Annotated in this window: 30 protein-coding genes; 1 reads left to right on the top strand and 29 read right to left on the bottom strand. The window is 34.0% G+C overall.

Going from position 1 to position 23,626, the window contains the following annotated elements; genetic code table 11:
- Nucleotides 1-355 precede the first annotated feature (355 nt).
- From ACFSBH_RS19605 to ACFSBH_RS19550, 12 genes are all read right to left on the bottom strand, one after another.
- Nucleotides 356-1,369 (bottom strand): DnaA N-terminal domain-containing protein, encoded by a 1,014-nt coding sequence (locus ACFSBH_RS19605; RefSeq protein WP_379599360.1) that lies wholly within the window; start codon nt 1,367-1,369, stop codon nt 356-358.
- A 401-nt stretch (nt 1,370-1,770) separates the two neighbouring features.
- Nucleotides 1,771-2,121 (bottom strand): hypothetical protein, encoded by a 351-nt coding sequence (locus tag ACFSBH_RS19600; protein WP_379599358.1) that lies wholly within the window; start codon nt 2,119-2,121, stop codon nt 1,771-1,773.
- A 21-nt stretch (nt 2,122-2,142) separates the two neighbouring features.
- A complete protein-coding gene (locus ACFSBH_RS19595) occupies nt 2,143-2,700 on the bottom strand; it encodes a DUF6036 family nucleotidyltransferase (protein WP_379599356.1) in 558 nt (185 codons plus the stop codon).
- Nucleotides 2,701-2,833: 133 nt separating this feature from the next.
- Nucleotides 2,834-4,699: an LPD1 domain-containing protein gene (locus ACFSBH_RS19590; RefSeq protein ID WP_379599354.1), complete on the bottom strand. Its 1,866-nt coding sequence runs from the start codon at nt 4,697-4,699 to the stop codon at nt 2,834-2,836.
- Nucleotides 4,700-4,724: 25 nt separating this feature from the next.
- The gene (locus tag ACFSBH_RS19585; protein WP_379599352.1) at nt 4,725-4,988 is read right to left on the bottom strand and encodes a hypothetical protein; all 264 of its coding nucleotides are present in this window, start codon (nt 4,986-4,988) and stop codon (nt 4,725-4,727) included.
- Nucleotides 4,989-5,038: 50 nt separating this feature from the next.
- The gene (locus tag ACFSBH_RS19580) at nt 5,039-5,239 is read right to left on the bottom strand and encodes a hypothetical protein (RefSeq protein ID WP_379599350.1); all 201 of its coding nucleotides are present in this window, start codon (nt 5,237-5,239) and stop codon (nt 5,039-5,041) included.
- Between the two features lie 12 nt (nt 5,240-5,251).
- Nucleotides 5,252-6,337, bottom strand: coding sequence for a DUF6094 domain-containing protein (locus ACFSBH_RS19575; RefSeq protein WP_379599348.1), 1,086 nt, complete (start codon nt 6,335-6,337; stop codon nt 5,252-5,254).
- A gap of 23 nt (nt 6,338-6,360) precedes the next feature.
- The gene (locus tag ACFSBH_RS19570; protein ID WP_379599346.1) at nt 6,361-6,570 is read right to left on the bottom strand and encodes a hypothetical protein; all 210 of its coding nucleotides are present in this window, start codon (nt 6,568-6,570) and stop codon (nt 6,361-6,363) included.
- Between the two features lie 82 nt (nt 6,571-6,652).
- The gene (locus ACFSBH_RS19565) at nt 6,653-6,844 is read right to left on the bottom strand and encodes a hypothetical protein (RefSeq protein WP_379599344.1); all 192 of its coding nucleotides are present in this window, start codon (nt 6,842-6,844) and stop codon (nt 6,653-6,655) included.
- Nucleotides 6,845-6,880: 36 nt separating this feature from the next.
- Entirely contained in the window at nt 6,881-7,186 is a 306-nt protein-coding gene (locus ACFSBH_RS19560; RefSeq protein ID WP_379599342.1) for a hypothetical protein, read from the bottom strand.
- A gap of 136 nt (nt 7,187-7,322) precedes the next feature.
- On the bottom strand, nt 7,323-7,820 hold the full coding sequence (gene ssb / locus ACFSBH_RS19555; RefSeq protein WP_379599340.1) for a single-stranded DNA-binding protein: 498 nt from the start codon (nt 7,818-7,820) through the stop codon (nt 7,323-7,325).
- 77 nt (nt 7,821-7,897) lie between these two features.
- On the bottom strand, nt 7,898-8,089 hold the full coding sequence (locus ACFSBH_RS19550) for a hypothetical protein (protein ID WP_379599338.1): 192 nt from the start codon (nt 8,087-8,089) through the stop codon (nt 7,898-7,900).
- Between the two features lie 517 nt (nt 8,090-8,606).
- Here ACFSBH_RS19550 and ACFSBH_RS19545 point away from each other — a divergent pair.
- Nucleotides 8,607-9,233, top strand: coding sequence for a hypothetical protein (locus ACFSBH_RS19545; RefSeq protein WP_379599336.1), 627 nt, complete (start codon nt 8,607-8,609; stop codon nt 9,231-9,233).
- A 110-nt stretch (nt 9,234-9,343) separates the two neighbouring features.
- Here the strand turns inward: ACFSBH_RS19545 and ACFSBH_RS19540 are convergent, their stop codons facing one another.
- The 17 genes from ACFSBH_RS19540 to ACFSBH_RS19460 all read right to left on the bottom strand — a co-directional run bounded on the left by ACFSBH_RS19540 (nt 9,344) and on the right by ACFSBH_RS19460 (nt 23,622).
- Nucleotides 9,344-9,763 carry a hypothetical protein gene (locus ACFSBH_RS19540; protein WP_379599334.1) on the bottom strand — a complete coding sequence of 140 codons (420 nt, stop codon included), beginning with the start codon at nt 9,761-9,763 and terminating at the stop codon, nt 9,344-9,346.
- 27 nt (nt 9,764-9,790) lie between these two features.
- Entirely contained in the window at nt 9,791-9,982 is a 192-nt protein-coding gene (locus ACFSBH_RS19535; RefSeq protein WP_379599332.1) for a hypothetical protein, read from the bottom strand.
- Nucleotides 9,983-9,986: 4 nt separating this feature from the next.
- On the bottom strand, nt 9,987-10,190 hold the full coding sequence (locus ACFSBH_RS19530; protein ID WP_379599330.1) for a hypothetical protein: 204 nt from the start codon (nt 10,188-10,190) through the stop codon (nt 9,987-9,989).
- Entirely contained in the window at nt 10,190-10,468 is a 279-nt protein-coding gene (locus ACFSBH_RS19525) for a hypothetical protein (protein WP_379599328.1), read from the bottom strand. Before ACFSBH_RS19525 ends, ACFSBH_RS19530 begins: the two co-directional genes overlap by 1 nt.
- Nucleotides 10,465-11,019 carry a hypothetical protein gene (locus tag ACFSBH_RS19520; protein WP_379599326.1) on the bottom strand — a complete coding sequence of 185 codons (555 nt, stop codon included), beginning with the start codon at nt 11,017-11,019 and terminating at the stop codon, nt 10,465-10,467. The genes ACFSBH_RS19525 and ACFSBH_RS19520 overlap by 4 nt, the downstream gene beginning before the upstream one ends.
- A 233-nt stretch (nt 11,020-11,252) precedes the next feature.
- Nucleotides 11,253-11,612 (bottom strand): hypothetical protein, encoded by a 360-nt coding sequence (locus ACFSBH_RS19515; protein ID WP_379599324.1) that lies wholly within the window; start codon nt 11,610-11,612, stop codon nt 11,253-11,255.
- A gap of 364 nt (nt 11,613-11,976) precedes the next feature.
- Entirely contained in the window at nt 11,977-14,802 is a 2,826-nt protein-coding gene (locus tag ACFSBH_RS19510) for a hypothetical protein (RefSeq protein ID WP_379599322.1), read from the bottom strand.
- Between the two features lie 515 nt (nt 14,803-15,317).
- Nucleotides 15,318-16,274, bottom strand: a complete 957-nt coding sequence (locus ACFSBH_RS19505) for a hypothetical protein (RefSeq protein ID WP_379599320.1) — start codon at nt 16,272-16,274, stop codon at nt 15,318-15,320.
- 438 nt (nt 16,275-16,712) lie between these two features.
- Nucleotides 16,713-17,654 (bottom strand): M23 family metallopeptidase, encoded by a 942-nt coding sequence (locus ACFSBH_RS19500; RefSeq protein ID WP_379599362.1) that lies wholly within the window; start codon nt 17,652-17,654, stop codon nt 16,713-16,715.
- A gap of 47 nt (nt 17,655-17,701) precedes the next feature.
- Nucleotides 17,702-18,163, bottom strand: coding sequence for a hypothetical protein (locus tag ACFSBH_RS19495; protein ID WP_379599318.1), 462 nt, complete (start codon nt 18,161-18,163; stop codon nt 17,702-17,704).
- A gap of 300 nt (nt 18,164-18,463) precedes the next feature.
- A complete protein-coding gene (locus ACFSBH_RS19490) occupies nt 18,464-18,640 on the bottom strand; it encodes a hypothetical protein (protein ID WP_379599316.1) in 177 nt (58 codons plus the stop codon).
- Between the two features lie 48 nt (nt 18,641-18,688).
- On the bottom strand, nt 18,689-18,862 hold the full coding sequence (locus ACFSBH_RS19485) for a hypothetical protein (RefSeq protein ID WP_379599314.1): 174 nt from the start codon (nt 18,860-18,862) through the stop codon (nt 18,689-18,691).
- A gap of 38 nt (nt 18,863-18,900) precedes the next feature.
- Nucleotides 18,901-19,080, bottom strand: a complete 180-nt coding sequence (locus ACFSBH_RS19480) for a hypothetical protein (protein WP_379599312.1) — start codon at nt 19,078-19,080, stop codon at nt 18,901-18,903.
- Nucleotides 19,081-19,113: 33 nt separating this feature from the next.
- Complete coding sequence (locus ACFSBH_RS19475) at nt 19,114-20,016, bottom strand: hypothetical protein (RefSeq protein WP_379599310.1); 903 nt, start codon at nt 20,014-20,016, stop codon at nt 19,114-19,116.
- A gap of 19 nt (nt 20,017-20,035) precedes the next feature.
- Nucleotides 20,036-21,028 (bottom strand): hypothetical protein, encoded by a 993-nt coding sequence (locus tag ACFSBH_RS19470; protein ID WP_379599308.1) that lies wholly within the window; start codon nt 21,026-21,028, stop codon nt 20,036-20,038.
- A 1-nt stretch (nt 21,029) separates the two neighbouring features.
- Nucleotides 21,030-22,565 (bottom strand): ATPase, T2SS/T4P/T4SS family, encoded by a 1,536-nt coding sequence (locus ACFSBH_RS19465; protein ID WP_379599306.1) that lies wholly within the window; start codon nt 22,563-22,565, stop codon nt 21,030-21,032.
- A complete protein-coding gene (locus ACFSBH_RS19460) occupies nt 22,489-23,622 on the bottom strand; it encodes a hypothetical protein (protein ID WP_379599304.1) in 1,134 nt (377 codons plus the stop codon). Before ACFSBH_RS19460 ends, ACFSBH_RS19465 begins: the two co-directional genes overlap by 77 nt.
- Nucleotides 23,623-23,626 lie beyond the last annotated feature (4 nt).

The following is a 23,626-nucleotide window of genomic DNA, read 5'->3' as shown; positions in this document are numbered from 1 at the left end:
GGTCACCGTCCATTCCAGCGGAATGTCGTGTACCAAATAAAACTAAATAAATCATAACAATAGTCCACATCTAAAACTAGGTGTGGATTATTTGACGTTTACTTTATTTACATATATTTCAAATCTAACTTTTGAATTTACTTTACTATATCTATTTTAGCAAGTGTTTTAATAACACCACATAAAGTTATGCGCTGCTGCTAATACATGTGTAAATTTTCTTCCAATTCGACAATATAAATCATATAAACGTTGACATAACAACAAAAACAGGGACTTCAATTCACATATGAATTGAAGTCCCTAAAGGCTATGATCTTTAATTTTTTCTTCTCGTTAACCGAACCAGTTAGAATTAAATATCACCTTGTTTATATTCTTCATACTGCATACACTCATAATGTTTAATATCGATATCAAAAATGTCCTTTATAGACTCTACAATCATTTGCTTATATGATTTTCTCATCCAATCGACCACAAATGTATTTTGACAATAGATTCGAACTGCTTGCTTCTCAATATCTATAACTATAATAGAATCCCTTATCCAAACATCAAAAGATGGTTTAGAGATTTTACTCTCCAAGTCTTGTTGAATCATCATCCATCTTTCCTGCTGTTCAGTGGATAATTGAGAGAGTATGTATTCCTTCATTTTTCCTTGTTGCTTTAAGGTTTCTTCCTTATCCTTCTGATGATTAGATTTCATTACTTGAGAAGATTTCATTAAATCATTAATAAAGACTTCCGGATCAAAGTTTTCATCTAGATCAATACCATTTGCTCTGGCCAAGAACTTATCATGTTCTTCTTGTATTTCTTTGGGCAGCTGCTCAATCAAATCTTGAGATAGGAGCGGTATATATCTACGAACTTTAAAGAAGGGACTGGCAAAACCGTTATTACGCTTTTTATCGATACGATTTATTTTAGCAATGAAGCCATGTTCCTCGAGAATATCCATGTATTTAATAATTGTGGCCTTGCTACCTTTTTTCATTTTTCTTCGTATAGTTTCCATATTCGGGAAGCAGAAGTCCTTTCCACCATAACAATATCTTTTTAGGTGAATATAAATCATAACTGCCTCCGACCCCATGACAGCTCCCCAGAAGTCGAGGAGGTAATTATGTATTAAGGTGAAATCTTCTGCAGCGGTACGAACATCTTGACCGTAATTATCTAGATTCAATGCTTTTACATCTTCAAAACTTAGCTTCTGCTTCTCTAAGATTGGTTTACGGTTATGAATAATTTTACCATTTCTTTTTGATTCAACGATTTCATATTCACCTGTTGGCACATAGCGGAAATGAATATAACGGTCCTCATTATAATTGGAGTACAGATCAAATTGTTCCTCCATCTTTACTAATCCCCTTTCGCCCATCCCAATCTATAAACTGGCGAAAAAAGAATTCTATACTTTGACATTTATATTTTCTATGTTAGAATATCCATATAATAATTAAAGTAAAGAATCCTATCCAGCTACCTGTTTTATGTAATCTATCAGCGGCCAAACTGTAGAGATTAAATAAAACGAATGGATGGGTTTTTTTTATTTTTGTTTGTTTTATTATGTAAAATTTTTTGTGTATATCTATCATACTATCAAAAAATGTATGATTATACTAGATTTAACAATATAGGCCATTAAAAAATCCCTTAACAAATAGACCTCTGCTGAGGATTATTTATTAAGGGATTTCCTTATTTTATTTAATTGATGAAATTATATCATTTTTTATTAGAAAACTGAATTGGTTAATGCTTTACTAATTCTAATTTTTTTCTATTCGCTCGTCTTTTCTTTAGAGCTTCTTTAAATTCAGGAGAATCATTGGCTCTTCTGTATTCGACATTTGCATTTAGGTAAAGCATTTTTGCTACATCCTCTAACCGTTCGTTGTTCACGTCACCTAATAGTTGACGAACTAGTTCCTTAGTTGCTTTATGATTTAAGAACGGTTCAAACATCATTGCTTTTTTTACAACATAAAGAGACAATCTGGTAGTTTCTAAGCGGTAATTGGTTCCACCATTCGCAAGAAAGTTATATTGTTTTTCTAAGCTGTCAAATAATGAATCCAGATAATTATTTCTTAAACTAGCCATAGCGATTCCTCCTTACCTTTATTATATATCTTTTTCCTCAAAAATGTTATCTAATTCATGTATATTTAGAAAAGGATCGTTAATATTAAGAACATAAGGTTTATATTCCTCAATTAAATCATTTAATTTTGTTTTATCACATTGATTCAATAAATTTGTACTCTTAAGGTCATTTAAATCTTTTTCCCGCTTTGAGAAGATTTTACAACAAGCGAGCAACTCAAGAGATGGAACGAAAACCTCAATATTGGTAAATCCGGTTCCTTCTAGCTTAAATAAGTTCTCTTCATTAGTCAAATCTTCCATTGGTGGTACATCCATCACACCACCAACCGTTTGAATACCGTATTTTGATAACGAACCCGAAAGTTTTTCAAAATCAGACGATGCAATTGTTTCAACATCAATATCCGTTGTAGGACGAAAGGTATCACCTTGAAGACCGAGGTTAAGCAATATACCTGAACCTCCTAATATGACTAACTTTGCATGTATATCATTTAAACTGCAATGAACATCTAATTCCTCTAACTTATTTATTACTTCATCCACTGTTTCAAAAACCTCTTTAAAACTCAAATTGGTCCACTCCGCATCATTTAGTATTTCCTCGTTGACAGTAGTATATACCCTTTAATTTATTATACTTATGGTCAACAATTAATTAAACCTTATGAAAAAGGGAATTAAGTAAAACTCAATTCCCTTTTAATTAAGCTAGATTATTTTGTCTAAGATGAATGAATAAAATATCAAAGTATGTGTTAATTTTTTTCCTTTCTTCTCCAATTGGAAAAGCTTTAGAATCATTTGTACCACAAACAAGATAATCGTTTTTCATGTCATTATCTTTTAGTAAATCCTCTATATATGCCTCAAAAGCTCTTGCAGCAAGTTCTACATTACTGCTCCAGTATTTACCTTCCTTATTACGATCTAACTCAATAGCATTGTTATAAAATTGAGTTCTATCAGTTGGTACTGGTATTTTTTCAAGTCTTTCACCGGTTTCTTGCTCATGTAACCAAGCCAGAGCTTGTATCTTTTTGACGAATTCACGCTCATTCTTATTTATTTCATTTTGTTTTATTTTCTCGTAATCTTTTGCGTTGAGAAAAGAAGGTAAAGAATAAGTGAGTTTTCGCTCTAATTGTTCATTAGACTGAATTTTTAGCTCAACGATAACCTCTGATAAGCTATCTTTTTCTTTGTAAAGATTTGCTAATGAAGAACCAATTCGCCATCTATCGTTAGGCTTGTTTGTGTTATCTATTAGTCTGAGACTTGTGCCTTCTTTAATAGCTTTCATTAAGCCTTGAAAAGTATCAATAATGAGTGGAGAAATTGAATTTCCCGCTCCGCTCCAATCTGATAGATAACCAGTCAAACCATTCTGATACGAGTGCGAAACATCGTACAAGTAATTATCTAGAGCATGAAACCATTCGTGAGCCATGATACCCAAAGAACCACGATTACGAGTAAGATTGATAACCTTTCTAGCAGGCTCATAATGTCCTAATGCAGAACCCCTTCCACGACTACCATAGGCCATTGCTAATGAACCATCTAATGAAACACTCTCTTTATGTTTCAATCTTAAGATATCAATTAAATCATAAAAAGCTTCAGAACTTCTAAAAATGTGATTTGCTCCGATTTCATCATTAGTCCAGTTTCCGAATTCTACACCACGGAAATTAAATTCGTTCATTAACTGTTCGCCGGTACGAATCATTGAAACTCTTCCTCCATAGCGGTCAGGACGTTCTGGAAACTCCCTTTCCCAAACAGGCTTGTTCGCTGTACGCTTTTTAATAGCCTTTTTTGGTGACAATAGATCCTCCCAGGACTTCACTTTCTTCTCCACATTATTAATTGTCGCGTTTGCACTGCTAGCGTTAATAAAAAAGTTTGTAAAACTTTTCCCTAGAACACGTAATGGAGTCTTAGATGCTATTTCAATGTTTTTAAGTTGTTTTTTATAAGCCCTTAAATCTTTCTTCGCTTTAGCTTTTTCCTCTTCATCACTGTTGGATTTTAGAATGTGCTCTGCGTATCCAATTCTATTCTTGACATAGGAAGGGTCCAATTTTTCATATCTCATGTGACTACGAATTTCGTAAACCCACTCCACTAATTCATCTAAGGTGAAAATATATTCCAACTCGAATTGAATAAAATTAGCAGCACGTAAGAATTGTTGTCTACTCTCAGCAGAATCGTTAGCAGGAATTTTATCGATCCGTTGAATCAATAACTGTTTAATTCTTGCTACAACCGGTTCTGTTCCTCTCTCTTTTTCATCTTCCAAACTAAAATGTTTGAATAACTCTGTTTTTGTAATCATTTCAGCAGCTGTAACAGCGGAAAGACTTTCAAGTTCTTTTAAGTTATTTTCCGTATGCGATTCCTCAAATGCTTTTCTCAGAGCGGCTTCATCTTTTCTTGAACCACCTACTTTTTCACCAACGTCGTAGGCGACTTTACGATTTGCTTGTGCTTCTGAACGAATGTCCTTTGTTTTTCCTTTATTATTAACAAGTTCTATATCAAAAAGATTCATTTGTGCTCCCATTTTAAATTTCCTCTCCTTAAATTAATTATGAACGGCTAGCAATTTCTGACATGCTATTCATTAGTTCATCAATTCGGTGTTGTATATTAAAATCATTAGGATCTTCCCTAACTTGTACCTCGCGCAAAACATGCATCAGATATACAGAAGCATGGTACATAGAAAGTTTATTTTGCTTGATATCATTGATTAACGATGTCTTAATATATTTCTCAACATAGTTAAGCGCTTGATCCAAACCTAATACAAATTCACAGACTTCCTCTATTTTTTCCATTCGGGTAGCCACTGTAATAACCTCCTAAAGAAAAAGAGGAACTAAGCATATGCTCAATCCCTCTATCCCTCATTTATTTTATTTAATTCTTCTTGATAAGAATAAGAGTAGACATTATCCTCTGCTACATTAGCGTTGTAAACAATCTCTAATATATCTCTTTCACTTGAATTTGGATTCCTTTTTGTTAAATCTACAAATACAAATGATAAATACATATCATTTTCAACCATCCTTGCCATTGCTTTAGGATTAAATTCCATGAAAATTACTCCTCACACAAATTTTTTGATTGTACCATCTGGTAGAATTGCCTTTATGGAGACATTACGTTTCGTAGTCTCTGTAACAATCGTTTTTTTGCTGTTTTTTAGGTGTTCTACCTCTGTATTAGTTTCTGTTTCCACTACCTCCATACCTTGAACAAGATGATAATGGTCACCGGACCCCAACTCTCCATTGATTACTCCGCTCGCAAGTAACAAAGCTAACTGGCCTTGATTCGGAGGTAAGATAGGATCTCCACCGATAGTTAAGGTTGGTGTAGCTGCACGATTCTTAAATATCTCAAAACCTTTCGAGGCTAAAATGCCAGCCGTAAACTCATTCTTATTTCTAAGTTTAGAGTAAAAGGTTTTAATCTCTGTCTTACCTTCAGGAATAGACCAAACTTTTCGACCAATCATTTGATTAATTGGTGTGACTTTCTTCGCAATCCATTCTTCTGAATCCATTTTTAAAAGAAATTCATATAGTGCTTTTCCTCTATCATCAAAACGTTTAAATTTACCCTTCTTTTTATGGCCGATAAAAACGCATTGGCGAAAATCAGGATAATCTTCTGAAGAAAATGACATGATACCACAATCTTCATAATTGGTAGCTAGGTGTCTAGCTATCTTAGGGTTCGCAAATTGGTAAGAGGGAATGATGTAGACCATTATTCCCCCTTCCATGAGATAACGAGTGTTTCTATTTAACTCGATATATTCTTTCCGTTCCACTTTTGTGTTATCATCGACCTTCATAGTATCGTCATATGGCGGATTCAAAAATAAAAAGGAAAAACTGTTATTGCTAATAACCATCGCTTCGATAGGTGATTGAACTACCTTAGTAAGTTCATTTTTAGCAGCAGCAGCTCTTCCTTTATCTAATTCCACACCATAAGTATGGATTTCAGTCTCGTCATTTGTTGAAGGTACGGTCTCGGCTAATTGGCTAAGTATCTTACCTTCACCACACGTTGGATCGAACCATAAACCGCTCCCCTCGGTTTTTAACAGATTTGCAATATATTCACCTTGTCGTTCCGGAGTCGCAAAAAAACCAGAACGTATTTTAGAACCAATATGGGCCATTATTATTTCCTCCTACTGTTTGATCAGTATCTACCAATTACTTCAATATATTGATTAACATCAGACATAACCTCTACGGTTGTTGATTGGCTACGAATAAGCACCCAATACCGAATGACTTCCGAGTTTTCCAATTGACTTGCTTCCACATCATCTTCATTGATATCATAAGCTTCCATGAGCTGTTTGAACTGGCTTTGTGTCCCCTCTACTACTAATAGATGTTGATTCATAATAGATATCCCCTTTTATAAAAACACCTTACAGGCCTGTAATATCTAGCTGTAAGGTGCTTTCACATTTAATTTATTTCATCTATACACATTGTATAAAATAGTATCCTCTTATTACTCTAACCATCGGTAACTCTTCTTTGAGTTCGATTGTTTTTTCCTCACTCGCTTTTATAGGTAAAGCTTTAGCATTTTTCTTGACTTTACCAGTTTTCGGAGTGAAAACATCATCTTCATTCAACCAACCTTGGTCAGTTAATACAAAGACTCTCATTTTCATACCCTCCTATGAAAATACAGAATAAGTTTTTTAAAGTGTTATTTCTTGTAATTCCTCTAGATTGATCCATTTTTGATTAAAATATAAACCTTTATTTTCATGAACCAATTCTTCACTTTCATTTGGAGCAGCATCCATATCTGATTTGGAAACCAATTCCAATAGATTAGAACCACGGATGCTCTCCTTTAACTCTTCAAAAGAGCTGCTGTGATGAATTAAAACCTCGCTATGGGAATGAAATATATGCACTGCATAATCAGTTTCTATTTCTTCACCATTTGCATTAAGATTTGATATCTTTACATACTCTACGTAAATGTTATTTTGAGTCATGATTATTCCTCCCAAATATTTGTAATGATTATAGTAAATTACTACCTAAAACGTGAAAAAGAGGGTATTAGCAATATTATTTTGCTAAAGACCCTCTGCGTTTAGGAGTATTCAAGACAATTAACAGAATATTCACTCAAAAGGGCAGATCATCATCTGAAATGTCTATTGGTTCTCCTTGTCCTCCCATATTCGTACCTTCATAAGCCCCGGCATATTGTTCTTGGTTATCAAAACCTGGGTTACTATTACCTTGATTACCATAGCCTTGGTTGTTATTACTTTGAGTATGATTAGATTGGTTAGATTGTGAAGATTTTGACTCTAAAAATTGGATGCTGTCTGCAACCACTTCTGTGACATAAACGGTTTTACCATCTTGTCCTTCATACGTTCGTGTTTGAAGACGACCGTCTACACCAATTAAACTACCTTTTTTCATATAGTTCGCGAGGTTTTCGGCTTGTCTGCGCCAAACAACACCATTGATAAAGTCAGCAGTACGTTCCCCGTTAGCATCTGTAAATGGACGATTCACAGCAATATTAAAATTCGCTACAGCAACTCCATTTGGTGTATACCTTAAATCAGGGTCCCTAGTTAATCTTCCTACCAATATAACTCTATTTAACATAAAAAATTCCTCCTATAAAATATCCTCATTAGAAAGTAACTCCAAAAAGTGTTTTTTTACTCTGAGAATTATAATCCCTAATCCTCTAAGTCAAAGAAATATCCAAGTGCTCTTCGCGCCCTATCTTTCAATCGTGACTTTTTGTTCTGACTGAAATAAGAAGTCATCGTACCATCTTTCATTACATGAAACGTTTTACGATTCGTCTCCGTAATTCCAACCATTTCCTTACCTGTTGTAAAGTCATAAACTTGTGCAACCTTACTCATAACAAACATCCTCCTATATTTTTTTACTTTCATTATTCGCTTTGGTATCTTTAAAAACACAAAAAGAGCCCCTGGGAATCATGAAAGTAAACATACAAAAAAGTATGTGCTCCATGAAAGCCCAGAGGCTCAGTAAATTTAGTAGAATACCATATTACCTTAAAAGGTAATTAAAAAATGCGAAATAAAAAAGTTTACAAGTCAATTATAAAACAAGTGGAGAGAATATTCAAGCATTCCAAGAGTCATCAGGATCGCTTCTTCTTCTTTTTCTTTTTTGTTTTTAATGGCAAGTGATATTTTTTACTGTTTTTAATAATTTTTTCCGCCATATAATCTGCAGTGCTTTTACTCATCTCTATAACCCTGCCTTTCTAGAAATCTACTTAATTAAGTTATTGCCATTAAAAAATAAAATTATACATACCCCCCTCTTTAACTTCATATATATTAATTATCCTAAGGACACGGGGAATCTGTTCTAAAAGTATAAACACGAAATAAGGGGAGATTTTTAATGGGTAGGCAAAGAAAGGTGAGATCAGATAAAAAAGTTGATTGTAAACCAACGGTACCTGTTGAATTAAAGGAATGTATTTATAGAATTTCTTATGTTACTAATACACCAGTAAAAGATATCGCTGAAATAATTTGCGTTTCTGGATTAAAATCTAAAAAAGTAATTGGCTTGTTATCGGATCATTTGAGGAGAGATTTACAGATTGGAAATACTTTTTATATTGGTGATTTAGATAGAGAATCATTACAGAAGATGAAAAACACAAAAACTGAACGAATCACAACTCGATTTAACCAAAATGATTTTGAGTCGATTCGAGCATTAGCATATTCATTAGACGTAACTCCCACAAGAACGGCTGCTATATTATTAGATAAAACTATCCATCATACAAATATCGTAAACCGCTTAGCGAAAGAATATGTAAGTGGCCATCTTAATGAATCAAAAATGAAGGAATTGAAAAAAATCATATACTATATTAATCGAAATGGTAGCAGCTCAGAAAAAATATCTTGGGTCAACTTACTTTCATACTTTTATGATGAATTAAAAGATGGTTCAGTTAGTATGAGTAAAACTATTTCCAATTGGATTGAAAACATAAATCAAAAGATGAGTTAATAAAAGCTATGGTTAAAAAATATAAAGTCACTAGTCTGATTTGGCTTTGGAGAAACTAAATAAAGCATAGTGTGTCAATTAACACACTATGCTTATATTGTTTAAAAATCTTATAAATATGCTTGTAAATAACGAAATTTTTTAGCGCTATTTAGTTTAAAATCCTCCAGATCTTTAATCGTTCCTTTTTTAATCGAACTAATCGGAAACGTATAAAGTTCTTCTTGTTCATCCATCACTCTACAATTATCTTGGTCTAGGTAATCAAAAAATTGAAAGACAAATTGAGTTGATTCATGTATAACGATATCAAACATTTTAAATTGGTCCATGTTTTCTTCCTCTTTCTGTTCATCTTCCTCATACCATTCGGTCCAATACGAATCTCCCTCGCCGTCATCGTAAAGAACTAAGAATTCTTCGTGTGTCATGTTCTTGTGAAGGCAGGATTCCGAGCAATAATAAGCCATACCTCCTTCAATAACATAACCATCAATCATAACTTTTTTACATTCTGAACATTTTCTCATAACAAACATCCTCCAAAAAAATTTATTTTAATTTAATTTGAAAGTGACGTCAACGTCCTTAGCTCTTAAGGTATCTTTTGTACCGTCATCAAATTCTATATGGAAAGCACGATAAGTATAGGGATGCCAATACTCATTATAATAGCAACCTTTAATCGTACCTTCCTTTATTTCATTATCTATAACTGCAGAACAACGTTTACCAAGAATTCCGCTCATTTTATTACCTCCGATTACTCTCTGATTTAACCTCTATCCTTAATCTTCCTTTACCATTACATTGTTGGCAATGGAAGAGATACGGAGTTTCAATACTACGTTCCTCATTAATAATTGTAATCTTTGTCCATTCAAGAACACCTTCACCTTCACAAAATGAACACTGTTTATACTCAATTCGTTCTTCGTGTTTGAAAAGTGACAGCATTAAACGTAACCTCCCCCATTAGATAGAAGAATTCCATTTTCATTAAAAAGATTAGATTCACTATCCTTTAAAGAAAAATAAGCGCCCATTATGGTATCTGAACCATCGTTAAACTCAAAAAGTTTACTATCCTCTGTTAACCCTTTTGCAGCTATATACTTTGCATGTACTGATAATTCGTTGAAAAAATAAGCAATACTAGCCTCATTATAATTACTAATGAACACTTTTTTTCCATCTTGATTCATTAGTAATTCAGTGCCACTTCCATAGTTCATACTGCATTCTCCCCTTCAAAAACAGAAAAAAGATCGTAGGTACTTGGGAATAATCTATCCCTAACATCCTCGATCTTTCTTAGTTCCTCACCTATTTTTTTAATTTTAGTTCTTCTTTGAAAAACTACTTTATCCTCCATAATAACAATACCCATATCGTCAAATGAGAAAAGTCCACGTGAATCAATTACTTTTAATTTTGGATTGGCAAGAAATTCTTTTATAAGTACCAATTTGGGCTTAGATAAAAGATATTGATATTCTATACCTGTTATCTTGGAATCCAACCAATTAAAAGCGCCATCAAGTAAGTAAACAATTGTACTAATAGGATAATTTGTATAGATACGATAACCTTTAGCTAATTGAATACTCTGATTGTGAAAAGGAATGATATTAAAAAATCCATCTTCTCCTTTCCAATACATACCACCATTTTTATGATTAACTTTAAATCGAATGCTGCTCAAATTTTTAGCTAATACAGTTGGTTCAATATTAGCAAAAACAGTAATCTTGTACATTCGATCTTCCTCTGCAAAAATATTCATAACAAACATCCTCCTATTTTTATTGACACCCATTTCTCTTTCTTTTTAAAACAAAAAAGACCCTTGGGCGCAAGAATACATACAAAAGTACGTTTCTAGCGACCCAAAGGTCGGTTTAGTAGTTTAAAAACCAAATAACCTAAATAGGTTATTAAAAAATAAAAAGAAAAAGGTATTTACATATAAATTATATCAAACCTTTTTCTCTTGTTCAATTGGATTTCAATTGATTCCTATTTAATTAATTTAGTGTTTAGTTCAAGCAATTCTTTTCCTTGTAGTTTGGCATAGGTTTCAAACAATTCCTTGTTTAGTTCAAATTGCTCTTCAATTTTACCGTTCTTATCTATTTTAGTTTTATATTCTTTTGGCATAAGTTCAATAGGTAACTCTTCTGAGTAAGAAGACACCGTTTTGTACTTTTGTGTTAACTCCCTATCCTGATCTAATTCATATTCCGTTTTAGAAAGAACCGCCATTTTTACATACATATCTTCACTAATAGTAAAAATATACCTCTCATACCAGTATTTAATTATTTCAGGATTTAAAATTTCAGAATTCAAAAAATTTAACTTTTTATTAGGTTTCAAAGAAAACTACCCCTCTTTAATATGGTTTATTCTAATTTTACCCTTTAAATTTATTTGTATTAGTAGATTTCCAATATATTTCTCAAAAACAATGAAAAAATGTATATACAAAATCAGTACTATATTCAATATATACTCTTAGAATAGGAATAGCAATAATTATATTAATAAAAACAATGCCTAAGGTACTATTTTTGGTGTATTTTTGGTAAAATTTACCCACGAAATTAATGTGATATAACTAATTTATAAGAAAATATGTTACTTTTCAGTCATTATTTAAACTTATCATCTAAATAATAAAACGATAAAAAAACTTAGAAGTTATAATTCAACTTCTAAGTTTTAAGGGATAGAAAATATATTAATTTGTCTTATGCAACTTATAGAACTCATAAACGTCATCTAAGAACTTAATAGTCACAACATCGTATTTTACTACACCGTTTGACCAGGTAGCTTTAAATTCAAAAGTCATATCGCTATTATCTTTAAACTTATGCTTCGGATCTGACATAAAGTCCTCATACAGTTCTCCACGATGCTTGATACTTGCACTGTTTCTTGACTGTTCTGAGAGGTTCTTAGTTAATGTAACTGAAGAATTATCTATTTTGGTACCTGTTGCTTTTACTTCTACATTTACGAGCTTAGGCGATGATATCGAGTTATTCGTAACAGTTGAAGTAAGTATGAAGCGTTCACCCGAGAAGAATTCATTCTCCGAGTTATTTAATTCTTCATGTATTTCCTTCCAACGTTCAGTATGAGATACGTTAGCGCTGATTTGTAGAGGTCTCACATTGATTGTTTGTGTTATCTCTGACTTAGCTTTATGTTCATCTATAACCTCTAAATGGATAACATAATCCCCTGCTTTAGGAAGCGGCTGGCTCTGGTTACTTATATCATGGATTGTAACGTGCCAATCCCCTTCTACTTTCTTAGAACCGTGAGGGTCAATCAATTTACCTGTAAATGACTGAGTAATACCGTCTGGGTCTGTTATAGTCCAATTCGCAGTCATATCGTGACCATCCTCATCAGTCGATGTATTAATCAATTTAAGCGGATCTCCTTCATAAAGCGGATTAGGATTTCCTTCATAATTGAAATCAGCTACTGGTGGATTGTTAAGTTTATAAACACCAGCATTTACCACACGTTTATTACCTACATTATCTTCAACTTCAACATATAAATACCATTCTCCTGCTGTATCGTTAGATACTACATAATTTGTGTTAGTTGACCAATTAGACCAATCTGATTCAGAAGGAGTCTGTTCAACTTCTGTCCAAGCATAGCGAGAGCGCTTTACTCCAGAATGGGGGTCAGAGAATTTCAATCTTACTTCTATGGTCTCATTTGACCAGTCTCTGCTTGTGAAATTTGCTGTGTCAGCTTTATTTCTAAATAATGTAGTTGGAGCTTGGTCATCCATACCAAGTCTTAGACCAGTATCTACCCAACCAGTATTATTACCTACGTTATCCGATTGCCAATGAGAAACGTTATAGATATGCCCGTGCGTATTATTTTTAGGCTTAACTTTAAATGTTGATTCCCTTGTATTAGAAGTAGAAGATTCATAGGTTTTTGTAGCAGATAAAATGTCCATATAAATTGAAGGCTGATAATAGTCGAATCCTTCTGCTAGATTAGTTGGTTGATAGTTTTCGTAAACAAATCTAGCTCTACCATCCGCACCACTGCCATGCAATCTAAGTTGATTGCGATTTAGTTTTGAATCTTGATCGTATCCTCTTAGACGAATTTCAACTTCATCACCTGGGCGAATCCAGTGTTTATCACCATTTACATATCTAGCGCCAATAATTTCTTCTTGCTGATATGTTGGACTCCCAGGATCTTTGCCGTCTATACGAAGTCTTAATCCTGTATCTTTCCATCCAGTAGTATTTCCAACGTTATCTGTTTGATAATGAGAAACAGTATAGTTATGTCCATGTGCATTATCTTTTGGTTGTACAGTGAATGTCGACTCTCTAGAATTTGATGTCGAACTTTCATAAGTTTTACTTGCGGATAGAATATCAAAGTAAATTGATGGACTATTATAGTCAAATCCCGCTGCGATGCCAGTTGGTTGATATCGTTCAAAAAGGTGTCTTGCATTTCCGCTTGCACCGCTTCCACTTAATCGAAGGCTATTACGGTTTAATTTAGAGTGTTGATCATATCCTCTCAGACGAATATTAACTTTATCACCTGTACGAATCCAATGGTCATTACCATTTACATATCTTGCGTCCATTATCTCATGTTGCTCATATTGGGAACTACCAGGGTCCTTTCCATCTACTCTTAGCTTTAATCCTGTGTCCACCCAACCGGTATTATTACCAGCATGATCTCGGTGATAAGCGGATATATCATAGGTGTGGTTGTGAGTGTTGGATAAAGGTTTAACTTCAAAAGTAGCTTCTCTCGTCCTTTTAGTATTACTTTCATATGTCTTAGAAGACGAAGGAATATCAATATATATTGAAGAATTATAGTAATTATGGCCGTTCCCATAGACATGTCTTGCTCGTGCTAAGGCACCACTTCCCTGTAATTGAATATTAGTTCTTTCCAATAGAGAATGCTGGTCATAGCCCCTTAGACGAATATCTACAGTGTCATTCGGGCGAACCCAGTGTGTTCCATCCTTTAGATACCTATGGTTTGAAATTTCCTGTTGTCGATGTTCTGGCTTGGTACTCTCAGGTTCATATTCCAGGACGGCTTGGTCACCACCAAATAACCAATAAGCAGATGATGCATACTTTGTAGCATTGTTATCATGAGGACTTCTAACTCCATAGAATATAACGGTTCTACTTTCATTAGAAGCCACTCTAGTATACACCCGTCCCGCTGTAAAATAACGATTAGAACCTAATTCGCTAGCTACTTGCGAAGCAGGTTGGTTGGCATACCTTCTTCTAAGTGTATTACTGTTTTCCATAATCAACTTGTTTGCATTTACACCACTGGAAAGTGAGATTTTACCACCTTGGTGAGTTAAATCTTCGAATGTGAAAGGTAAAATTAAATAGTCGTATACAATTTGATTATCTACCTTTTTAACGATATATAAACGCCATTTTGCTCCCTTGTCATTATCGGGGAATAACTCATTAATAGGTAAGAATGCCTGAAAGTCAACGTTATTGTACCTCATATTACAAGATGTACTGACTCTATTCGTAGCATTCTCAGGACACTCATTATACAAACCAGTATCACTTTGACGGTTATATTCTAAGTCCTTTGTAGCAGATAAACTTTCCCTTTTTTGGGTCGAATAAATTTTTATATCCGACCCACCAACTTTCTCTGCAACAATATATGTTTCATTGTTCGCATAAGTATGTTTTTTGTGACCGAAAAGTACGGCCCATCCTTCGAAGTTAATATAAGGCTGACTTCCTTCACCGAAATTCCGATTGACTATTCTGTATCCTCCAGAGATATTTTTCTTAGAATATATATCATAAACTAACTTTCTACCTGAAGTCATAGTTCGGTCTTTACTACCTTTGATTTTTTTCCAATTGTTTTTAACACTAGTAGGTACATCATAAGGTCCGGAAGCAGCATATGTATTACTTTCGAGTAGGAATGTAAGACTAAATACTAGCAAGAAGGAAAGAGAAACAATCTTAAAGATTTTTCTCAAACAGATCACCTCTCATTTTACCGCTTCTTTTTCCAATACCAGTATCCTAAAATTAGACCTCCTCCGATTAACAAGACTAGAATTGTAACCCATATTCCAGTAGTAGATGAAGATTTTGTATCATCTTTCTTTGAATCATTTAAACTGGATACTTTAGGTTCAGTAGTGTCCTCTTGGTTTTCTTCATCTTTTTTATCGGGTTTTATTGAATCTTCATCATCATCTTCCTTATTTTTATCTTCATCTTCTTTCTCTGACTCTTTTGATGCAGTATTCTTCGAGGAATCATCTTTATTAGTTACAGAGTCTGACTTATTATTATTTTCGTTCGTTATTTTGTTATTTGAGGATGATGATCCATTAGAATTAGGAGTTGCATTAGAATTCTGGTTTCCTTTAGAATTATCTACTTGCTTACTTACAGAAGCTGTTTGTTTTGGTTGTTCTTTAGTTTTTGTTGTTGCTTTTGCAGAGTCAACTTTCACCTGTTGTTTTGGTTGTTCCTTTTTTGGTTGTGGTTTAGGTTGCTCTTTTGGTTGTTCTTTAGTTGCTTGCTTTTTAGGCTGCTCTTGTTTTGGTTGAGGTTTAGGTTTCGGCTGTTCCTTTTTCGGTTCTTCTTTTGGTTGCTCTTTCGGTTTTTCCTGTTTAGGCTTGGAATTTTTGATAGTTACTGTCAAAATAGATTCGCCATACGGATGGTCTGGTGTGCCAAGTGTAAATTGTTGTCCGCTATATTCAACTAGTCGAGTAATACCGCCAAATATCATCGGTCCTCCATTTTCTTCTAAGTAATATCCTTCCACTAACCCGGCGCATGGGCCTGAAGCTTGCGCTTTATTTGAAAAAGAATGTACTCCAGTATCTATCGTCATCGAGCAAGAACCTGGCTTTGAACTATCTGCTTGAATAACAATAGGATTTAAAGAGAATACCATTGTAACGATCAGCATTACATACATTAATTTTTTCTTCATTTAAATTTCCCCCTTATAATAGTGCTCTACTCAAATTGGAAAACAAAAGCATTCTTTTGAGCAGAATGAAATAATTATTAGCACAATTTTCCATTATACTCATTCGCTCAAAAGAATGCATCGATTGTTAACCATAACTATAAGTCTATTAGGCTTATGAGTAATAGATTATCTGTAAAACAGTCATAGATACTAATTACTAACAAACCATATATTTAGAGCGAGATTAATATGTTTATATACATTTTGCACTATGTTGTTGAGTAAGTCAACAATTGTTAAAAAATGTTAAAGTGGGGGAATAAATCACGAACTTAATACTGAGGTATGATATTCTACGCCAGGAACTAAATCGTTACTATCTACCGTTAAAAAACCTAAAAGTGTTATAGTCAAAATCATTCCGATTCCAATAATAATTTTTTTCATTTTTTCACCTTACTCAAATAGTAATAATGGATCTATGAATTTCCCATTTACTATGGTTTCGAAATGGAGATGCGGACCAGTAGAGTTTCCTGTAGACCCAATCAAGCCAACAACGTCTCCACCTGATACTTTATCCCCTTTTGAAACTAATATTTGGTTTAAATGGGCATAGCGTGTTACTAGATTATTTGCATGTGTTACTTCAACCACATTCCCATAGCCACGAACATAACCCGCGTATGTAACTAAACCATCAATAATGGAAACAGCTTGTTGGTTTTCAATTCCATTTGCTGAAATATCTGTTCCGTTGTGGTCTCTAATCTCGTTAGTTACAGGATTAAGTCGATTCTTTTGAAAATGAGAAGTAATATTTGATGTATAAGGAACCGGCCAATAATATTCACCTTTTTTGATTAGTTCGGACGGCATGATTGTATTAAAATTGCTGGTATGTAGCATTGAAGCTGCGAAACCCGCAACATTAGCACTTGCTACTTGTATATTAGGATCAAACTCATAACTATAAGCTGCTCCTTTGATAATATCCTTCCCAGTATTACTATCTCCCGGTAAGGTTATATAATTGTTTGATTTATAAGATATAATCGCTAATATAGTTGGACATGTGATAGTAAATGTCTGAGAGCCATAATTAAACTCATACAAAGGATTAGCAGGGTTTTCACAAGCGTAGCCACTTGTTTGAGTATCATGATCAAAGAATTCAAACGCTGTAATAGTGTAGTCTTCCCCTTCTCTTAATCCCGTATTAATTTCAAGTGTTTCCTCAAACGTTTCTAAAGCGGCTGTCTGATCGAAAACAATATATCCATTTGAAAGAGCTTCTTTATCAATTTTTAAGCTAGCGTCATGTACTGCTACTTCTAAATCTTCTTTCAAGAACTTGGATTGTTTGGAATAGGTAGAAATATTAATAGAAACTATCATTAACACGATGGATACCCCTAGAACGAGTAACATTCGGACCTGTTCACTCATAGAGATTGTCCCCCGTCAACATATTCCGACATAATTGCCTTTTCTACTCTGTAATATTTTTCTTCGCTTGATTCTTGCCCGCAAGGAGCATCACCACCATCACCAGAGAAATCAAAGATATCTAAAACATGAATAACAGGTGACGGAATGGATATACATACATTCATGCGTTCTTCTCTATACTGTCTATTTGACTCACTTAATGGTGTATTATTTTCATCAGTGATAGTTATAGCGATTTTATCGGGGTCCATATTATATCCTTCAACAAGAAAATCCTTCATATCACTAATTAAGTCATCAGAGTAATATCCTTGTAAACTTGCCTGTTTTTGACCTTCGAAAGCGGCTAAGTTTACAGTTTCTTGTACTTGACCGGCATGAATATACAAAAGTCCTTGAAAGGTAGCCCAGAGTACCAAAGGTAACAATATAATAAAGGATAATTGATTATTCATTTCATTCCCCTACTTTCCTAGGTTCCTTTCTTAGTAAGAAGCCCTCTTTTGTTATGTAAAATTTCAAAAGAGGGTTTCATTAAAATTACCAGCTACCAGATTCTAAGTTACCGAGCTTAGTTGTTTGGCTTTCAATTTGAGTGCCGATTCCACCGCCTTGACTACTAATTTGCGGATATACAGCAACCATGATTACAACGATAAATCAGCGACGGTAGCAACAAGACCTAACAATTTCCCTGAGATTTCTCCCATTTTATTCCCTCCTAAAATTTATAAATTTAATGTAGCTTGGGTATATTAATTACTCCAAGTTCCTGAATTTAAGCCATTAAGCTTAGTTGTTTGAGTTTGAATCTGAGTACCAAGACCATCACCTTGATCACTAATAGTCGGATATACAGCAACCATAATTACAACGATAAAAACAGCAACGGTAGCAACAAGTCCTAGTAGTTTCCCTGAAATTTCACCCATTTGCATTTCCTCCTTAGTTTTAAGTTCTATTGTTGTTAGATATATGAATTAATCCCAAGTTCCCGAGTTCAACCCATTAAGTTGAGTTGTTTGAGTTTGCATTTGAGTACCAAGACCATCACCTTGTTCGCTGATTTTAGGGTATACAGTAACCATGATTACAACGATAAAGACAGCAACAGTAGCAACAAGGCCTAGTAGTTTACCAGAAATTTCTCCCATAAGGACTCACCTCCTTTAAATAAGATTTTAAGTATCATTTATAAGAATGCGTCATAACGATTTTCCTCTATGATATAACCGTAGTTTGTATCAGTAATCTTCTCTTCAAGCTTAGTTCCATTGTCTTTAATAGCTGGGAAGATAGTGTTCATGATAATTACGATAAATATCGCAAGAACTGCAACTACACCAAGAATCTGACCAACGGAATCACTCATGCTCTCGCTCACCTACCTTTTGTTTAGCATTTATTACATAATGTCGCTTACACTACCAATTTGAATAAGTAACATACTAGTTATAAAGATGATTAACCATGCTGCATTGAAAAGTACATTGATACTAAATAGAGTTTGTAACCGATTTTTTCTTTTTTGTCCTTCTCGAAACTCTTCTTTGAAGAAATGCTGTGCATATGAGTTCGATTCAGTTTGTATAATTTCTAATGCTTCATCTCGACTAAGATTATCAATTTTTATGATGATCTCACCCAATGTTTTAGCACCCAGTGTTTTAATATCTTCGTAAAACACTTTCTCTGCAGCTTTCGGATTGGTAAGAAAGGTAGATAAAAACCGTGATACTGTTCCGTCTATGTGTCTATACATCGGAAGAGAATCTTTCATAAGGTTATAAACGTTTACGCTCTGATTATCATGTAAGGCTTGTAAATCCGATTTAAGAACATCATATAAGGTGAATAGTTCAATACTTCGCTTTTTTTGTTTGTTACTAATGAGCAGATTTAATGCAGGATTTATAAGAGACACAGGTATTTGAAAGCGATGTTCCGTTAAGAGCCATATCAACAATAAGATGGATAAGGAAACCGCTGTAAGACCCTCTCCCCTAACTGCAGGAAGTATAAGGTAATTCACGATAAATAAAAGGACAATAATTAGTCGGATTATCTCGTAGCGAAATGAATTGAGGTATGATAATCCAGCTTCTTTTAATTTTTCATCAAACGATTTATTTTGAAGCTTTTTTTCAGTGCTTTTTGCGCTATAAAACAACTTTTCTTTGAATCGTAAACGGTGAGTTTCTCTTAACTCTTTGGGAGTTATTGTTCGATATAGCACTATGGTTCCTGCAAATAGGAAAATACCAAACACCATGTACTTCAAAATTTCTAACAAAACGATAATGTTCAACCCGCTTTCACTCCTTTGCCTAGATATCGGATCGTGGTTTTAACAAAACTAATACTGCAAATAAACTAAAAGCAGTAAAAATCATCGCTGCAAAGAACACAAGTAATGTTATTTTTTGATTGAACAAAAACCAAAAATTGTACATAGCTGACAATCTCCAAGCGGCAAAGACGAAAATAGGTAGAGTCACAACTGGTAAGTAACCTAGAATTTTAGTTTCGACATTTAAGGATTTTTCATTTTCTAAATCTGCTTTTCTACCAGATACATCTTTATTCAAATCACGGAGTGGTAAAGTAATATCTGCAGCTTCCAGGTGTGCTTTAGAAAGCAAGTTACCTAACCGTAGTGCAAATGATGAATTAATGGTGTAAGAAAATATTTTAATAGCTTCTCTAAAATCTTCTTCATTTCTGTCCTGTTGCATGGAGGCCAATAGTTTGATAAACGTATTCTTAAGTTCTTTATCATCCAATTCCTCCGTAATATTCCGGATCATATAATAAGCACTCTTTCCACTTGCAGTATAAGATTGCATGATGATGTGGAAGTTGTTTAGGAATGACATAGAAGTTTTCATACGTTTATTAATCAATCTCACTCTGAGCACTAGATAGGGAATTACCATGAAAAATACACCAAATAATACTGCTATAATTAAGTCTTTCGTTAAGAGATATAGGATCATGAACGTAATGCTGAATAGGAAGAGAGATAAAATATAAAAATTTAGCGGTTCATTTCTTAGTATGGAGCTTTCACTCTTCTTATTTACTGCATTCATTAACATTTGAATATGTTTATGGAATAATGAATTATCCTTCTCTTCATAGGTGTTAACTTTGCTGATTCGATTTAATCGTTTAACGTATCGCCTTCTCTTAATATCTTGGGATATATAGGTTACAGCATCGGCTATCACATATTGCCCGGCGAGTAGCCAAAAGCCATACAAAATCATGGTGTAACCTATAATTCTAACCAAGACGTCTGCTATCATTAGCCAACTCATTTTACTTACCTCCAAAGCCATCTAGAGATATCGATTCTCTAGGTGATATACTCATTGGATATAAAGATTCTCTTACTTGAAGGTGTTCAATAAATTCATCTGCCAATGATTCATCCAAGTATTTAATCCGTTTCTTTAATTCATCAGAGATATTGGAATTGTATTCCCACTGTTGTTTTTGCGAATTATAAAATACTAGATAGTTAATGAATGGTTCCCTGTTTTTTACGTCAAAACCTATTTCATAAATAGAAGTTACTACTTTCTTTCCATTACGACTTTCCATCGTGATACCAACGTCAAGTGCTTTTGCTATACGAATAATTTCATTCTTTTGTGTTCGATTCGGGTACTCGTCCACAATATGTTGTGCCAGTTGAATAGTTGTATTTTCTGGATCAGTAATGTGATAGGACATTAATAAGCCATTTCTACCACGTTCTGTTCCAGCAATTGCACCCTCTGCTTCTACCCCTCGAACTTCCTGAACAATAATGTAATCATGGTCAAGTCGTAGAGCACGGGCAATAACGACGTTGATATCTTGACTTTGGGTGTAAAGCTCATGTACTAACCGTTCAGGGAAATCTCTTTTTAAGAAAGTCTCAGCTGTTCCTTCTATTAGTACAGCAACTTTTCTAGGATCCCTTGCTCCGTAAATCGTTTTTAAAAAAGTAGATTTACCGGACTTGATATGACCAGCCACCACAGTATTCAACGAAAGTTTAGAGAACACTTTAAAGAATTGTGTATCTTCATTAGCAATCGTTCCTAATTCTGCTTGTTTTTCAAAGGAGAAGTTAGAAACGATATACTTACGGAAAATGAGTGTTGGCTTGTGACTAGCGGGTGGCATAATGATAGTCACACGTGTTTGGTCTTCCAATGCAATCTCGGCATAAGGATTAGATTCATTGACCTTTAAATTCTTTTGGCCAGCTTGGAATCGATTAATGAATTCTCTAACCGTTTTTTCGCTAGGCAATTCTTCTTCTTGTTTAACGAATACATCATCTATCTCTATCCAAAACTCTTTACCGATGAATTTAGCGGCTGGTGAGTGGTCCATTACATACCATTTGCGCAGCATACCGAATCTAAATATTTCATGATAAAGTGCTTCCGATAATGAACTGTAGTATTCGGGATAAGGAATGTTGCTAATGTTTATTGTTCTTAAATATGATTCAATTTCATTTGTTAAGAAGACCTCTGTTTCTGGATCACCAATTACAGCCAAATGATATACTTCTAGTCGTTCTTGTTTCTTAGCATTATCTACTTCATCATCCTTAAAGAAATCATCAAAGTGTTCCTTTACATCTTTGATTAATCTATCGAATGAATACATATCTTCCTCATTTTTCTTAACAGGCATCTTGCTAAGATTATTTTGAATTTCTGTCACTATATTAAAGACTTCCGCCATATTCTCACCTCTCTCCTCACTTGGAAAAACGTTATAAACTAAAGAATTTTCGTCTACGTGAGCCATCTTTAAATTCAAAGCCTGCTGATGCAGCAATAGTTCTTCCAATTACGTTTACCGCTTCACGGTATGGCATATCATCGAATTGATACAATGACTTTTTGTTAAACTCAGATAAGTAACCATTTGGAGATTCTTCAATTGCCGTTAATACATTCATGCCATATTGGTTTCTAAGATCTTTAATGGTAGGCATATTCGGGTTATTATGGAAACGATTCAATACAAGTAGAAACTGTTCTTTTTGGAAACCTAATGGTTGTAGAATATTTTGATAAACTTCTTCCCATTTACGTTTCAACTTTTCTTGTTGGTTTAACACTAGAAAATGATAATCGCTGGAATACAATGTTTGAATAATATTTGCGTTATCGTAATGACACCCACCGTCAATAATAACGATATCGAATACTTCTTCTGCTCTTGTGATTACTCTTTCAATTTCCTCTTTGGTATACAATCTTTCGAGCTTGGTATTTCGGTTTCCTAACATAACATAAAGTGAATCTTTCTTTACTTCTTGGAATAAACTTTCAAATTCTTCATTATCATCGTAGCGGCTGCTTAAAATAGAATCTTTAACCTGATCCAGGTATGTCGCCTTATAGTCAATGTAATCCGCTCCACTATCCCAAGCGTTTAGAATGAGAACTGCTACCTTAGCATCTGTATTCTCACTAACAGAGAAAGCAGTTGAAAATGTTGTAGAAGTCGAACCAACATTAGATACCGTAGAGAAGAATGAGAATATATTTTTCTTCTTCTTTTCACTTGGGGTAATGGCGTGCTTAATCTGCTCCGCTACTTGTTCATTAGTAAATCGAGAAGAGATATAGTGGATGTTATAGCCATCGCATAATCCTTTTATGCTGCTCTCTAATACATCTATCACTTCATTCTGCATAACGTAAAATACATATTCGTACATGGAAAAATCATAATCGATAAAATCATTGTGATGAAGAAACTCATCTGTTACTACAAGAGTTTTAGTGTTTTGATGATTAACACTTTCGATTGTTTTCGCACGAACCACTTCATTATCTGGAAGATGTTTCTGAATGCTTTTGATTAGTAAATCGTCTGAAGAAACTACTGAAATCATTTAT

The organism is Oceanobacillus luteolus (assembly GCF_042678205.1).
Classification (GTDB): domain Bacteria; phylum Bacillota; class Bacilli; order Bacillales; family Amphibacillaceae; genus Oceanobacillus; species Oceanobacillus luteolus.
This window is presented reverse-complemented; position numbering and strand designations above follow the sequence as displayed.

What these genes read in the sequence shown, in the direction of transcription:
- ACFSBH_RS19510 (WP_379599322.1), bottom strand. Translation starts at nt 14,802, where the DNA reads ATGAGGTACAATAACGTTGACTTTCAGGCATTCTTACCTATTAATGAG.
- ACFSBH_RS19565 (WP_379599344.1), bottom strand. Translation starts at nt 6,844, where the DNA reads ATGAGAGTCTTTGTATTAACTGACCAAGGTTGGTTGAATGAAGATGAT.
- ACFSBH_RS19495 (WP_379599318.1), bottom strand. Translation starts at nt 18,163, where the DNA reads ATGAATAATCAATTATCCTTTATTATATTGTTACCTTTGGTACTCTGG.
- ACFSBH_RS19505 (WP_379599320.1), bottom strand. Translation starts at nt 16,274, where the DNA reads ATGAAGAAAAAATTAATGTATGTAATGCTGATCGTTACAATGGTATTC.
- ACFSBH_RS19600 (WP_379599358.1), bottom strand. Translation starts at nt 2,121, where the DNA reads ATGGCTAGTTTAAGAAATAATTATCTGGATTCATTATTTGACAGCTTA.
- ACFSBH_RS19570 (WP_379599346.1), bottom strand. Translation starts at nt 6,570, where the DNA reads ATGAATCAACATCTATTAGTAGTAGAGGGGACACAAAGCCAGTTCAAA.
- ACFSBH_RS19560 (WP_379599342.1), bottom strand. Translation starts at nt 7,186, where the DNA reads ATGACTCAAAATAACATTTACGTAGAGTATGTAAAGATATCAAATCTT.
- ACFSBH_RS19535 (WP_379599332.1), bottom strand. Translation starts at nt 9,982, where the DNA reads ATGAGCGGAATTCTTGGTAAACGTTGTTCTGCAGTTATAGATAATGAA.
- ACFSBH_RS19540 (WP_379599334.1), bottom strand. Translation starts at nt 9,763, where the DNA reads ATGAGAAAATGTTCAGAATGTAAAAAAGTTATGATTGATGGTTATGTT.
- ACFSBH_RS19485 (WP_379599314.1), bottom strand. Translation starts at nt 18,862, where the DNA reads ATGGGAGAAATTTCTGGTAAACTACTAGGCCTTGTTGCTACTGTTGCT.
- ACFSBH_RS19605 (WP_379599360.1), bottom strand. Translation starts at nt 1,369, where the DNA reads ATGGAGGAACAATTTGATCTGTACTCCAATTATAATGAGGACCGTTAT.
- ACFSBH_RS19520 (WP_379599326.1), bottom strand. Translation starts at nt 11,019, where the DNA reads ATGAATATTTTTGCAGAGGAAGATCGAATGTACAAGATTACTGTTTTT.
- ACFSBH_RS19480 (WP_379599312.1), bottom strand. Translation starts at nt 19,080, where the DNA reads ATGAGTGATTCCGTTGGTCAGATTCTTGGTGTAGTTGCAGTTCTTGCG.
- ACFSBH_RS19590 (WP_379599354.1), bottom strand. Translation starts at nt 4,699, where the DNA reads ATGGGAGCACAAATGAATCTTTTTGATATAGAACTTGTTAATAATAAA.
- ACFSBH_RS19550 (WP_379599338.1), bottom strand. Translation starts at nt 8,089, where the DNA reads ATGAGTAAGGTTGCACAAGTTTATGACTTTACAACAGGTAAGGAAATG.
- ACFSBH_RS19460 (WP_379599304.1), bottom strand. Translation starts at nt 23,622, where the DNA reads ATGATTTCAGTAGTTTCTTCAGACGATTTACTAATCAAAAGCATTCAG.
- ACFSBH_RS19580 (WP_379599350.1), bottom strand. Translation starts at nt 5,239, where the DNA reads ATGGAATTTAATCCTAAAGCAATGGCAAGGATGGTTGAAAATGATATG.
- ACFSBH_RS19575 (WP_379599348.1), bottom strand. Translation starts at nt 6,337, where the DNA reads ATGGCCCATATTGGTTCTAAAATACGTTCTGGTTTTTTTGCGACTCCG.
- ACFSBH_RS19530 (WP_379599330.1), bottom strand. Translation starts at nt 10,190, where the DNA reads ATGCTGTCACTTTTCAAACACGAAGAACGAATTGAGTATAAACAGTGT.
- ACFSBH_RS19500 (WP_379599362.1), bottom strand. Translation starts at nt 17,654, where the DNA reads ATGATAGTTTCTATTAATATTTCTACCTATTCCAAACAATCCAAGTTC.
- ACFSBH_RS19470 (WP_379599308.1), bottom strand. Translation starts at nt 21,028, where the DNA reads ATGAGTTGGCTAATGATAGCAGACGTCTTGGTTAGAATTATAGGTTAC.
- ACFSBH_RS19490 (WP_379599316.1), bottom strand. Translation starts at nt 18,640, where the DNA reads ATGGGTGAAATTTCAGGGAAACTACTAGGACTTGTTGCTACCGTTGCT.
- ACFSBH_RS19525 (WP_379599328.1), bottom strand. Translation starts at nt 10,468, where the DNA reads ATGAACTATGGAAGTGGCACTGAATTACTAATGAATCAAGATGGAAAA.
- ACFSBH_RS19545 (WP_379599336.1), top strand. Translation starts at nt 8,607, where the DNA reads ATGGGTAGGCAAAGAAAGGTGAGATCAGATAAAAAAGTTGATTGTAAA.
- ssb (WP_379599340.1), bottom strand. Translation starts at nt 7,820, where the DNA reads ATGTTAAATAGAGTTATATTGGTAGGAAGATTAACTAGGGACCCTGAT.